The sequence below is a fragment of the Citrobacter sp. Cpo032 genome (assembly GCF_030332975.1).
GTDB lineage: Bacteria > Pseudomonadota > Gammaproteobacteria > Enterobacterales > Enterobacteriaceae > Citrobacter > Citrobacter portucalensis.
In genome coordinates, this window is the sequence record NZ_JAOWGU010000047.1 from 234,465 (window position 1) to 248,081 (window position 13,617).

The 13,617-nt window shown below is 54.7% G+C and carries 11 protein-coding genes; all 11 read right to left on the bottom strand.

The window, feature by feature from the left end; translation table 11 throughout:
• Nucleotides 1-294: 294 nt before the first annotated feature.
• On the bottom strand, nt 295-2,265 hold the full coding sequence (locus OGY33_RS17650; RefSeq protein ID WP_048216206.1) for a TonB-dependent receptor plug domain-containing protein: 1,971 nt from the start codon (nt 2,263-2,265) through the stop codon (nt 295-297).
• A gap of 23 nt (nt 2,266-2,288) precedes the next feature.
• Nucleotides 2,289-3,146 (bottom strand): ModD protein, encoded by an 858-nt coding sequence (gene modD, locus OGY33_RS17655; protein WP_048216207.1) that lies wholly within the window; start codon nt 3,144-3,146, stop codon nt 2,289-2,291.
• Entirely contained in the window at nt 3,143-3,955 is an 813-nt protein-coding gene (locus OGY33_RS17660) for a class I SAM-dependent methyltransferase (RefSeq protein WP_032943738.1), read from the bottom strand. The genes modD and OGY33_RS17660 overlap by 4 nt, the downstream gene beginning before the upstream one ends.
• Before the next feature lie 9 nt (nt 3,956-3,964).
• Nucleotides 3,965-4,726, bottom strand: a complete 762-nt coding sequence (locus tag OGY33_RS17665) for an ABC transporter ATP-binding protein (protein WP_191238408.1) — start codon at nt 4,724-4,726, stop codon at nt 3,965-3,967.
• Entirely contained in the window at nt 4,723-5,682 is a 960-nt protein-coding gene (locus OGY33_RS17670; protein ID WP_410739347.1) for a FecCD family ABC transporter permease, read from the bottom strand. Before OGY33_RS17670 ends, OGY33_RS17665 begins: the two co-directional genes overlap by 4 nt.
• A gap of 26 nt (nt 5,683-5,708) precedes the next feature.
• Nucleotides 5,709-6,731: an ABC transporter substrate-binding protein gene (locus OGY33_RS17675; RefSeq protein ID WP_149607703.1), complete on the bottom strand. Its 1,023-nt coding sequence runs from the start codon at nt 6,729-6,731 to the stop codon at nt 5,709-5,711.
• Nucleotides 6,732-6,938: 207 nt separating this feature from the next.
• The gene (locus tag OGY33_RS17680; protein WP_191238410.1) at nt 6,939-8,651 is read right to left on the bottom strand and encodes an alpha,alpha-trehalase; all 1,713 of its coding nucleotides are present in this window, start codon (nt 8,649-8,651) and stop codon (nt 6,939-6,941) included.
• Nucleotides 8,652-8,821: 170 nt separating this feature from the next.
• Nucleotides 8,822-10,252, bottom strand: coding sequence for a dihydroxyacetone kinase phosphoryl donor subunit DhaM (dhaM, locus tag OGY33_RS17685; protein WP_048235235.1), 1,431 nt, complete (start codon nt 10,250-10,252; stop codon nt 8,822-8,824).
• Nucleotides 10,253-10,262: 10 nt separating this feature from the next.
• Entirely contained in the window at nt 10,263-10,895 is a 633-nt protein-coding gene (gene dhaL / locus OGY33_RS17690) for a dihydroxyacetone kinase subunit DhaL (protein ID WP_020996617.1), read from the bottom strand.
• A gap of 11 nt (nt 10,896-10,906) precedes the next feature.
• A complete protein-coding gene (gene dhaK, locus OGY33_RS17695; protein WP_191238412.1) occupies nt 10,907-11,977 on the bottom strand; it encodes a dihydroxyacetone kinase subunit DhaK in 1,071 nt (356 codons plus the stop codon).
• Nucleotides 11,978-12,302: 325 nt separating this feature from the next.
• Entirely contained in the window at nt 12,303-13,577 is a 1,275-nt protein-coding gene (locus OGY33_RS17700; RefSeq protein ID WP_020996616.1) for a Glu/Leu/Phe/Val family dehydrogenase, read from the bottom strand.
• Nucleotides 13,578-13,617 lie beyond the last annotated feature (40 nt).

A 13,617-nucleotide genomic window follows, 5' to 3' on the forward strand; every position in this document is an offset into this window, starting at 1 on the left:
TTGCAAGGACGCTACCTCGCGCCCGGCCCGGTAGCCTGGAGGAATAAGCGGAGGGTATTGCGTAGCAACAATTTTCCCGCCGGGAGTCGGGATTGTAAAGGGCGTGACGGAGAACGCCCTTTACACGTTCACGGGTATCGGCGTTTCAGAGAAACTATGAACAGGAGGTGAACGGAACCCTTTTTCTGAGAGTGCATATTCAAAACTTCTACCCACACCGGCGATACTTTCTGAAACTAAGGCGTTAACTGAAGAGCATTACTCCGAGTGGGGCCGTTTCTTTGCATCGTTAAATCAGAACTGATACTCAATCCCAGCCCAGTAATTACGGCCTTCTTCGATAAATCCTTCGCTGTACACGTATCGTGTATCGAACAGGTTATTGACCGAAGCGTTGACGCTGAACCCGTGACCGATGGCGTAGTCTGCGCGTAAATGGGTAATGGCGAAACCTGCGGCTTTCTGCGAGCCGTCGCTATTGCTATAGCTCGATGAGCGGGCCTCTTCAGACAGCGTAATGCTCAGTGGATCCCACGGTTTCAGCGTCATCCATGCGGTGAGGGTTTGCGTCGGCAAATCGGTTATTTTGCCGATGTCGCTGCGTTTGACGTCCGCATGAATCAGGCCATAGCTCAGCCCAACATCCAGCATATCAAAGACTTTACCTTTAACGCCTGCATCCAGACCGGTGTAATCCACCCGGCCGCTGTTCTGATTCTGGATGGTATCGGCATCAATATTGTGTGAAAGAATGGCATCGCTGATGCGGTTGTAATAAACGCTGGCTTCGAATCCCCAGTCTTTGCCAAGTGAACCATTCCAGGTCAGATCCACGCTGCGGGCGCGTTCCGGTTTAAGCTGCGGATTGACCAGCGCCACCTGGTTATAGGCCGGTTTCGAGGTGGTGTAGCGCTCTTTCAAAGTCGGGAAACGTGTTCTGTCAGAGTAGGACAGCGCTAATGTGTCTGAATTTTCAAAGTGATATTTGGTCATCATCTGCCAGTTGAAGGCCGACTGATTGTTGTCATCATAGTGGGTGACGCTACCATTTTTTTCGTGCTTCATGCCTTCCAGACTGTCGCGCCAGTCATAGCTTATTCCAGCTACTACATCGACGTTATCCGCCGCTGCCCACTGGTATTCGCTGGCAACGGACCAGGTGCGGTCTTCGTAACGGTCGTAAGCTGCATTCGGAGCGCCTTTCTCGCGGTGAACATCATCTTTCCAGTTCACGGCGAAAGAGAGCAGGTCGTTTTCTCGCATTTCCGCAGCGAGCTGCAGGCCAGCGCCATCGCTGTAGTCTGAATAATGACTGTAGTTGCCTTTCTTGTTTTTCAGATCGGCAAGTGAGTTGTACATCATCAGCGTATTTTCAAAGGTGTCGCGATACAGACGGCTTTTCAGGGTGAAACGATCGCCCAGATGGGTGGTGCCCTGATAGTAATAGCTTTCTTTATCGTACTGTGGCCATTGCCAGTAGCGTGATTTCTGACTGCTGGCTCCAGCGTACGGCGGGTTATCTTTTTCACCGTCCTGATTAATATAGGTCAGCACATATTCGTCATTACCACGTGGGGTAAAGCCCAGCTTCACGATACCGCGTTTGTCATCGGCGGAGGAGTTAATCATCTTGCCGTTGCTGCCCGCAATAGGGTTGTCCACACCGTGCGGTAAGCCAAGGAAATCCTGCTTCAACTGACTGCCGCTGAGCTGGATGTAGCCGAGATCATTGCTGGCGCCAAATGAAGCGTGCATATCGTGGGCATTGTCTTTGCTACGACTCCAGCCCTGGCGATAGCCAATGCTGCCTTCAATCGGTTTGGTAGGCTTTTGGGTGGTGATATTGATGGCGCCGCCCATCTGGTTCGGCCCTTGTAACAGCGACGAGTAGCCTTTGGAGACTTCAACCGAAGCGATATCGGAGGTCAGAAAACGGCCTAAATCGAGGTTGCCATCATAGGGGATGTATACCGGCACGCCGTCAAAATAGACGGGAACCTGACGGCTGTCAAAACCGCGGACTTTCACCTGCTGTTCATTGCGGTTGCCTGACTTTTGCAGCACGACGCCGGGGACAACGCTCAGTGCCTGCGCCACGTTTTGCTTATCCAGTTGCTGCATCGTTTCCTGGCCGAGAACCGTAGTGGTTGCGGCGGAGGCCGGACTTGACCAGACGGTCATGGTTTCGCTTTCCTGCCCAGCAAAAGCACTGTGCGCGAAAGCAAACGACAGGGCTGTGTAAAGACAACTTTTGTTGAAATTCATTATTTTTAGTCCATTTATTAATGTTATATGCCACGTGCGTCCGGGCTCAGGCTAACTTTGATATCCGCGGGCGGAGCGTAGTAAGGCGCGGAAGTGATGAAAAGTCTGATGCCACAGTCGAGATAACTCGCCAGCGAGGCGAGGGTAATGCCGCCAGTCAGCGCCAGCGTGCAATGGGGGGCCAGAGAAGGGGCCTGGCGAACAATTTCTGTTGCTTGCTCAGGGGTAAATTTGTCGAGTTGCAGGACATCGGGCGCGGCGCGTAGCGCGGCTAATGCCTCATCTGGCGTATCTGCCTCAACCACAATCTTTTTTTCTGGCGCATGGCGGCGTAAGCGCGCAATCGCACCTGACCAGTCGTTTGGGTTGGTAAGAAAATGGCGGTGATTAGCAAACAGCAGTACCGTTTCGGCGCATCCTCCGCGATGGATAATGCCTCCCGCGGCGAGTATTGCCTGAGTCGCCAACAAACGCGTGCCGGGAATGGCTTTGCGGGTACAGGCAATCTGCCCATCAGGATAGCGTTGGCGCAGTTGGCTCAACATGCTCTCAAGATAGCCCGAAACCCCACAGCTCCACTCCAGGACATTTTGTACCGCTTTCCAGCCCTGGTGCAGCGCCGCCGCATTCCCATGTGCGCGAATCAATCGCTGCCCTGCACTTACCTGTTCACCATCGGCCACCATGTCGCTGACGGTCAGCCCTAATGAGGTGAGCATTTGTCTGGCAACGGCGGTGCCGCTAACGCATCCGCCCTGGCGATGATAAAACGCCATAACGCCCGGCTGTGCGCCGATCCCCAACGCGCGGGTAGTCAGATCGCCGCCCTGAATATCTTCCAGCAGCAGCGCGTCGGTTTGCGCCTGCGAAAAGTAGATCATCGCAGCGCCTCCCGCGGCACGCTGTCCCACCAGATAAGCGCCCAGTCACGGCTGGCGGGGGCAATCGTGCGTGGATCCTGCTGTTGATACCAGGTTTCCAGACGTTCGACCTCATCGGCGCTCAGTTCACCCATACTCCAGCGTACGTTTTCCAGAAAACGCGTCCAGGTGCTGTTGTCCTGCTGGCAGTTGGGCCCGCGGATAAAATCAACATGCGCGTGGATCCCCATCTGATACAGGACATTAAGCGCATAGATATAGTTGGGGAGCTCAATCACTTCGCGGCCCAGTGCACGCTGAATGGTGGGGGAAACGAAAGATGAACTGACGAGATGAGTGGTGTAAACCCGCAGTCGGGCCTGATTATTCAGTTTGGTCATCGCCTGGCGCATATCGGCAACCAGCGTAGAGCGCGAGGCGACGGCGATATCGCACTGGGGTAAATCATCCCAGTGTTCCTCCCAGGCCCGCTGCACCCACTGCACGTGACGGGCGTTCATTTGCGCAGCGCGGCGGGCAGCTACGCTAAGCATGCCCTGGCTGTAATCTACGCCGTAAATTATTGGCATCTTTTTAGCGAGCGCCAGCGAGACCGTACCGGGACCGCAACCCATGTCAAACAGCGACTCCGCCCCTTTCAGGTCGATTTTCCCCAGCAGTTGCAGCAGATAGCTGTCGGTTAATGAGGCGCAATTTTCCGCCATTTTTTCCGCACGTTTATCCCAGTGCTCCGGCTTTTTCTCGGTTCTGTTCGCCAGCTGTAACTGTTTACGGTAAAGATCGGCAAAATCAATGTCGTCAATGAGCATTCTTATTCCTTAGTTATGTGAGCCAAAGAGATGGTGAGCAATTTGTGACGGTGTAACGCGATACAGTTCCGCCAGGCGATCGGTGGCGAGCTGATGTTCAGGAAGTCCTTGTGACACTTCGCCATTTGGTTCAACGCGTACCACGCTGTCGGCAATTGCCCGGGCGTGCAACGGATGATGCGTCGACATCAGCAGGGCCATACCCGAATTTTTCAGCGTCACCAGCGTGTCGAGCAGACGGATCTGATACCCAAAATCCAGGCTGGAAGCTGGTTCATCCAGCAACAAAAGGCGTGGGCGTTGCGCCAGCGCGCGGGCAATCAACACCAGTTGCCGTTCTCCGCCGCTCAGCGTGTTCCAGCGCCGGGGTGCCAGATGAGAAATTCCCAGCATCGTCATCTGCTGGTGCGCATTTTCACGCTCTTTAGCGCCGGGAACCGCAAATGCCGCCAATTGCGGGGCCAGCCCCATCATCACCATGTCCAGCGCAGTGAAGGCAAACGCGCCGTCATGTGCCTGAGGAACCCAGGCGATAGCGGCGGCGCGTTGCCGATCGCTGAGATGATTTATGGCGACGCCATCAAGCAGAATGTCACCGTGAAGCGGCGGAAGAACGCCGAGAATGGTGCGCATCAGAGTGGTTTTTCCACTGCCGTTGCCCCCAATCAGACAACAGACGGAGCCGGGCGAAACCTGAAATGAGACATCGCGTAACACGGGCTGGTGACTGTGGTATCCCAACGACGCATGGCGGAGGGTCAGAAGCGTCATGGGCGATTTCCTCGAAGCAAAAGCAGCAAAAAGAACGGTGCGCCAATAAATGCCGTCAGGATCCCCAGCGGGATTTCTGTGCTGCTCAGCGTGCGGGCAAGAGTATCGGTGAGCAGCAGCAAAATGGCGCCGATCCCCATGGAAACTGGCAGCAACTGCTGGTGGTTATTGCCACTGAGGAGTCTGCCGATGTGCGGTACAACCAGCCCAATCCAGCCGATAATGCCCGCGATGGCAACGGTACAGGCGGTGATTAACGTTGCGCAGACGATCAGTCCCAGCCGCAATCGCGAGACGTTGATCCCAAGCGATCGTGCTTCATCATCCGACAGGGTGAGCAGGTTCATGCGCCAGCGCAGCAGCAATAGCGGGATCAGTCCTGCGAAGATCAGCGGTGCCGAGAACCACAGATCGTGCAGCGTGATCGTCGATAAACCGCCAAGCAGCCAGAAGGTGATAGACGGGAGTTGGGTATACGGGTCGGCCAGCGTTTTGATGAGCGAAATTCCCGCACCGCATACCGTACCCAGCGCAATCCCGACCAGCACCAGCGTTAACACCGGGTCGTGACGCTTGACTCGCCGGGTAATCAACCAGACACCGGAGACCACGAATAAACCGCCCATGAACGCATACAGCTGAATGAACAGGATCGGTAAACCTAACAGGATTGCTAAACAGGCACCTAAACCCGCACCCGCCGCCACGCCGAGAATATCCGGCGAGACCAGTGGGTTGCGGAACATGCCCTGATAGGTGGTTCCTGCGCCCGCCAGCGCCGCGCCGAGCAGCAATGCAGCCAGTATGCGTGGCAGGCGGATTTGCCAGAAAACGATTTTGTCCTGCATTGGAACGCCATCTGTACCGGCCACGAGATTCAGAACCTGCTGTGCATCCAGGCGATACGCGCCTGATACCGCAGCGACGCTCGCGCAAAGCACCACCGCAGCAATCATCAGAAAACCGAGGGTTGATGTTTTCATCAGACTGCCACCAACCTTTGATACTGTGCGTCGCTTAGCGTGGTGTGCCAGAACAATTCACTGTAGCGCTGCATATCGGCTTTAAAGCTCGCGTTAACCTGAGGATCAAGCCAGGCATGAAGGCGGCGTAACCCCAGTAAACGGTTGATGCCAGGAGGTGCATCCAGCCAGCCAAACGGCAGACCGCTGAGAAACAGAATGCGCCGGTCAGCAACCGCTTTGACTCCTTGCCAGACCGGATCTTCTCGTAGGAACTGCGCTGTCACCGCATCCTGCACCAGGATAATATCCGGCTGCCAGCTGAGAAGATTTTCCATTGAGACCTGTGTGAGCCCCTGTCGTCCGGGGATGTGCGCCACATTGTGCAACCCCAATAGTTCTGCTGCTTCGGTATGCAGAGAACCTTGTAAACCAGTCTCCAGTCCTCTGGCACCGCGCGCGGCATAAAAACGCAGATTCGCCGCGGGTGAATGCGAGAAAGCTATTGCATCATCGATAAATCGACGGGCCAGAGCGGCCTGCATTGCGGTTCGCGAGACGACGCCCAATACTTCACCGACTGCGCGCAGCTGTTCTGGGGTATGGCGCAATTCGCCGTTAATCAGCAGCCAGGGAATGTGTGTTTGTGCGCTCACTTGTCTGGCTTGAGAAAGCCAGGTTTCATCGGCATTACCGCAGTCAATAACCAGGTCAGGTTTAAGCGCCAGGAGTGCTTCAAGCGAGAGTGTGCTGGCGCGCCCCGCCAGCCTGCCGAGTTTCGGCAAAGTCCGAATGTTATCGTTAAACGGGATGGCTGTCTGGCGAGAGAAATCAAAGGAGGAAAGTCCCACCAGTTTTTCCGGTGCGACGGCCAGCAGCAGCATGTCAGCAGGCGCGCCAGCACTGACCACACGTTGGGTCGTTGCTGGCTTCGGAGAGTCTCCAATGGCCACAGTCAGCGAGGTTTGAGCAAACGCGGGAAGATGGCGTAGCAGTATTGCAGATGCCACGAGTTGGGCAAACATCCGTCTTGTCAGTGGCATTATCGGTATCCTGAAGGTTACAAAATCGCTATATATTTACATATACAGCGAATAAAAACATGTTCAGAATCAATTTCTCACGGATGAAAACCCCGGATACCCCATAAGGGCTAGAGGCCATAGAGACAGCTGGAAGGGGGAAATATAAGAAAGAAAAATCCGCGACGAAGCGCGGATTCAGGAAGTAAAACGGCTCGGGCTATGATGTTATGGCGTCGGTTGAGTCTGTTTTTTAGACTCGACTGGCGCTGTACTTGCCGGGGTAGGTCGCGACGCGGGTACGTTGTCACAGGGCTTTTCTTTGGCGCAAATCAGGTCGAGCATTTTCAGCGTTACGCCGTTGGTCCAGCCGAAACCATCCTGCAACGGATACTCACCGCCACCACCGCCGGTTCCAGTGGTGCTCACGTCATACTTCTCAACCAGCTTTTTCTCGCGATCGTAGGTGTGTTGAACATTGGTGAGGAATCGCCAGGTCACGTCCATGGCGACAGTATCCTGACCGTAATTCTGTAACCCGGATGCTGCTACCCACTGGAGCGGGGCCCAGCCATTGGGGGCATCCCACTGCTGGCCGCTTTTCACCGACGTGGTAGCAAGGCCGCCCGGTTGCAGCAGATGTGCCTGGGTGGCCGTGGCGACTTTACTGGCACGATCTTTTGCCGCTGCATTGACATATAGCGGGAACAGGGCGGCAGCCGTGAGCTGGTTGCGTACTTTGTGGCTTTTCAGATCGTAGTCGGCATACCAGCCTTCTTTGTCGTTCCACAGGTACTTCTCGATCCCTTTTTGTCGGGCATTAGCGAAGCCATCGTACTGCGCCGCTTTGGCATCATCACCAGCAGCCTTGCTGGCGAGGGAGATCATTTTTTCCATTTTGTACATCAGCGCATTGAGATCGACCGGAACGATGCTGGTGGTGCGCAGAGTGCCCAGCTGATTAGGATTGTCCATCCAGCGGGAACTAAAATCCCAGCCGGACGCGGCAGCTGAACGCAGGTCGCGGTAGATTTCTGTGGCCGGGCGGTTCGGGTTGCTTTTAGCGGTGGCGATATCCTCTACCCACGACTCTGGCCGAGGCGAATCGCGCTCATCCCAGTAGCGGTTCAAAATGGTGCCGTCATCCAGTTTAACTACGCGCTTATTTTGCTGACCGGGCTGGAGTGTTTCGACGCCTTCCATCCAGTAGCTGTACTCTTTGAGCATCTGTGGGAGGTATTTTTTCAGCGCGTCATTCCCGTCGTGCTGCGCCAGTAGTTCAACCATAAAGGCAAAGAACGGCGGTTGCGAACGACTCAGGTAGTAGGTGCGGTTGCCGTTAGGAATGTGTCCCCAGGAATCAATCTCGTAAGCGAAGTTTGCCACCATGTCCGAGACCTTATCCCAGTGATTGCTCTCGGCAAGCCCCAGCATGGTGAAATAGCTGTCCCAATAATATATTTCGCGAAAACGCCCGCCAGGTACCACATACGGGTCCGGGAGCGGCAGCAGCGAATCCCATTTTTCAGCGTCGGTGGTCGAACGAGTGAGTACCGGCCACAGGCCATCGATATGTTCGCGTAATGATTGCCCGGCCGGGGGCACGTATTTCTCGCCGACTTTCGGCAACGTAAAATTCACCTCGACAAAATGACGTAAGTCGAATCCGGACTGGTTTTTCTGCATCCGGTAATCGGCAAGAATCATTAATGGATCGCTGTTTGGCACCGCGTCCGCAAAGGTTTTCTGGTCAGGAAACAGTTTGGCTGTTTGTACATCGTTAAACAGGGGGCCAAGCAGAATATCAGGCGGAGCAGGCGTAGCGGCTGGTGCGTCCTCGGCGTTGACGGTAAAAGAGGAAAGGGCAAAAAAGGTGCTTGCGAGCGTCAGTTTTATTGCAACAGAGAGCAGGCCAGGATGGCGAGTTGCTGGCGTTATCATCGGTTAATCTCCTTAGCGGCTTGCCGAAGTAGCGGCATTTACCATGAGAAAACCTTAGTTCAGGAATGACCGTTTCGCGTGATCGGCTCCCCATTTTGCGAATAAACAGACATTTCCCGACGCGAATAGAGAAGAAGCACACCCTTTGTTGGAAAGGGTGTGCTTCGGTATCAGTTTGCGCGGGTTATCCGCTGTGTGACACAGTCAATGGTCAGAGTATCGCCCATCTTGATGCTATCGAGAGCCGCGCCTTGCTGACACATCCAGCACAGACCCATTTCACGAGCGATAATCGCCGGATGCGAGGCTTCGCTGCCGTCCCGCAGGCAGATACCTTTGATGGTCTTCGGATCGAGTTGCAGTACCGTAGACGGATAAATGACATCAGCGACCAGGATAGTGGGGCGCAAGAACGCGGGAATTTGTGCGCTCTCTCCCGTCAAATGCTGCAGTGAACGGGACAGCAAATCTTCAATATCAATGTATCGCGCCTGCAGATAAGGATCATCGAGCTGTAAATACTGCTGGCTGAGATCGCTCAGCACCTGATGCCAGGCCCAGGCGGCGCTGCACTGCTTTTCGCGCATTACATCGCAGGCCATTTCAAACAGTTCAGGATCGTCCAACAGCGTATGGTGACCGGAGAAGATGGCGGCGATATCTGCGGAATATCGTTCTTCAGCAAGTGCGGTGAGTTCGCTCAGATCGTTCAGCGTACTTTGGATGGCGGTCTGTAATCGCTGCTGCTCAGCCTGGAGTGATGCGGCTGGCTGCGGGTTTACCTCGGGCGAGAACGGCGTGTGACAGAATGCCGTCCCCGTGACTTTTGAGGGAGCCTGAGTTGCCTTGTTATCAGCATTAGCGGACTCGAGCGATTCACCAAAATTCTCCGCTGCCAGCTGTTTAAATGCGGCCAGCGCATCCTCTGCCTGTTCGCCTTTGGCAATCAGGCGCAGCGTGTCATTACAGCGTACCTGCAGCAGAGCTATCTGATTCAGGCTATCAGGAACCACACACTTGCCGTTTTTCTCCAGCCACATGTCGGCGTTAAAACCAGACAACGCGGAAACCAGCCGCGAAGCCGGGCGAACGTGGATGCCGTTAGGGTTTTTCACCACAATGGCAACAGAACGGGCATCTGCATCGGGAGACAGTGCAGCAGATGCGGGTTTCGCTGCGGATGGCGAAGGTAAACCCAGTTGCTCACATTTGGCGTCGAGGGCGTTCATGGCATCACGGATGACCCGATCGATATCAGCACCCGCGGCGGCGCTAACCGTCGCGGCCAGTGTGCCTTCAACCAGTGGTGCTGCGCACAAACGCACTTTGGCGGCAATGCCAGGGTCGAGCAGTTCCAGCGCGGTTTCCGCACTCAGTAATGCACTACCGATATCCATCATCACCAGCACGTGGTCCGTATCGGCCACGGACTCGATGGCTTCCATCACCTTGATCGGATCGGTGCCAATCGGATTCTCAGGATCATCAATGCCTGCGGCAATGGCGATTTTGCAATCACCGCCCATTAACATCTGCCGGGCCAGCGCACCGACGCCTTCGCCCAGTTGGGCGCTGTGAGAAACAATAACCAGGTTTACCATCGCTTTATCCTTACTCTCTGGACGCCTGAGCTAGCATTTGCATCATAAACATGACCGACGTTGCGCCGGGATCCTGATGCCCAATACTGCGCTCACCAAGATAGCTGGCACGGCCTTTGCGAGCCTGCATGGTGATGGTGCTTTGCGCTGCGGCTTCCGCTTGCTGGCTTGCCGCTTCCAGCGCTGCCTGTACGCTTAACTTTTGCTCGCAGGACTGACGTAAAGATTCGACCACCGGTAGCCAGACGTCGCACATGGTTTTGTCGCCAGGTTCAGCCTTACCGCGGCTAATCACACCTTCTGCGCCATCACGCATCATTTGATACAACTCTTCAAGCGTCAGGCTTTGATGAGCCTGAGTCACCTGGGCGGCGCGAATAAAAAAGGTGCCAAACAGCGGTCCACTGGCCCCGCCGACGCTTGAGAGCAGCACCATACCGGTGTTTTTCAAAATAAAGCCGATGTCTTTGTCTGCGATGGACGGCAGCTTTTCAACGACTTTGCTGAAACCACGATGCATGTTCAGACCGTGGTCGGCATCGCCGATCTCCCGGTCAAGTCCGGTGAGAAAATCACTTTCTGTGGTGAAGATCTCGCCGCAACGATAGAGCCAGTTAACAATTTGCGTTCTGTTGAGGGACATCATGAATCTCCTTATTTACCCCAGTTGAGGGCAGGGGTGTGAACCGGTGCATCCCATAAGCTCAGCGTTTCGTCGTCTACCTGTAACAGGGTGATCGAGAAACCGGTCATATCCAGAGAGGTACAGTAAGAACCGATCAGGTTGCGCTCAATGACGATGCCTGCATCCTGACAACGGCTTTCCAGGCGGTTATACACGCCGAAGAGTTCAGACAACGGCGTCGCGCCGAGATTATTGACCAGCGCAATAACGCGATCGCCACTTTGTAACGCACGCTTGCTTTCTTTACCTTCCTGCCACGTGCCCTGGACGTTGTCCCAGTGGCGGAGTGTACGGCTGTAGTTACCGTTTTCCAGCAGGGTATCGAACATTTCATCAACGGTCTGATCGAGAGAGGTGAAGGGGCGACGGTCTATGCCCGGTTCCCCGTGGATACCTACGCCAAACTCCATTTCGTTATCCTGCAGCGTGAACGACGGTTGTCCGGCGGCTGGAACGGTACAGGCGCCAATGGCTATGCCAATGGAGTGCCCCAGGTTATTCAGCTTACGGCCCAACGCCGCACAGGCTTCCAGCGAATCACCGCGTTCGGCGGCCGCGCCGACCAGTTTTTCGATCAATACGGTATTCGCCACGCCACGTCGACCGGCGGTATACAAACTGTCTTTCACCGCCACGTCGTCATCCACCACCATGGTAGTGACTTTGACACCGCTTTCGTGCAGCAACTCGGTGGCGGTTTCGAAATTAAGAATGTCGCCGGTGTAATTTTTGATTATCAGCAGCACGCCTTCGCCACCGTCAATTTGCATGGCGCATTCGAACATTTTATCGGGTGTGGGCGAGGTAAAAATCTCACCTGGACAGGCGCCAGAGAGCATGCCCTGACCAATGTAGCCGCAGTGCATAGGTTCGTGTCCGCTGCCGCCACCGGAAAGCAGTGCCACTTTGCCCATCACCGGCGCATCTGCGCGGGTGACATATACCGGATCCTGATGCAGTGCCAGGGAAGGATACGCTTTCGCCAGTCCGGCGAGTTGTTCATTCAGTACGTCTTCAACACGGTTGATCAATTTTTTCATTATTTATGCTCCGCAGACAGTCCTGGATGGCTGCCAAATTCGGGCAGGCATCTGATGTAGGGTATCGGTTGGTTCAACGTCACGGCGACCGCTCGCTGCCGATAAGGTAATTTTGCACACGGGTACGCAAAAGAAAATTACTGTGAAGGGCGTTTCAATACGGAACGTCATCATTTTATAACGTTCCATATTGAAACGTAGTGGTGCATAAAACAGCGAAAATGAGAGATCGGGCAGTATTTAATGGGGAAAGACTACGTGCAGGATTTTGCTAAAAAAAACCACCTGCCTGGCAGGTGGTTTATGCGAGGGAAAATTATCGGTATTAGCCCGGATAAATTCCGCGATCTTTACGTGCCAGCAGAATGCGTTCGCAGGCAACAATGTAGGCTGCGGTACGCAGGGAGCAGGATTTCTCAGCTGCTTTTTCCCATACGTGCACCATCGCATCAGTCATGATTTTGTCCATGCGATTGTTGATCTCTTCTTCACTCCAGAAGAAGCTTGCCATGTCCTGGACCCATTCGAAGTAGCTGACGGTTACGCCGCCTGCATTACATACGACGTCAGGTACCACGATGATACCGCGGCTTGCCAGCATATCATCGGCATCCGGGTAAGTCGGGCCGTTAGCGCCCTCAAGTACCAGTTTGCAGGTCAGCATTTCTGCACGCTGACGGGTAATCTGTCCTTCCAGCGCGGCAGGGATCAGGATATCCATCTCCACGCTCCAGAAGGCTTCGCTGGCGATGGTTTCAGCGCCTGGGAAACCGGCAATCTGTTTGTGCTCTAACTGCCAGGCAGACAGCGCGGTCATGTCGATACCTGTGGAGTTAAACAGCGTTGCGGTGTGATCCTGAATAGCGACGACACGCGCACCCGCTGCGGCGAACAGGCGGGCGGCTTCGCTGCCGACGTTACCGAAACCTTGTACCGCCACGCGAGCGCCTTCAACTTCAATGTTCGCACGACGCGCGACTTCCAGACCGCTGACGAAAACGCCGCGACCGGTGGCTTTATCACGGCCTAACGAGCCGCCAAGGTGAATAGGTTTACCGGTGACCACACTGGTCACGGTGGTGCCGTGGTTCATGGAGTAGGTATCCATCATCCAGGCCATGACTTTTCCGTTAGTACCTACATCCGGCGCAGGAATGTCTTTCTGCGGCCCAATGATAATGCCGATTTCGCTGGTATAACGGCGGGTTAAACGCTCCAGTTCACCTTCAGAAAGTGAGAACGGATCGACGCGCACACCGCCTTTGGCTCCGCCGTACGGCAGATTCAACGCTGCGCATTTGATGGTCATCCATGCAGACAGGGCCATCACTTCATTAAGATCAACATCAGGATGATAACGCACACCGCCTTTGCCCGGACCGCGGGAAAGGTTATGTTGCACGCGATACCCTTCAAAATGACGGATAGTGCCGTCATCCATCTGCACCGGGATATCGACAATCAGCGCGCGTTTTGGGTGGCGCAGGGTGTCCACCCAATGGGAAAGTTCGCCCAGGTAAGGGGCCACACGCTCGATTTGTTGCAGGTAGGTATTCCAGGCAGATGTGCTGCTATCTGAAGCGTAAGATAACTTATCCATGATAAACCTTAGTTATAAAAGTAATATGTTCTTAATTTGG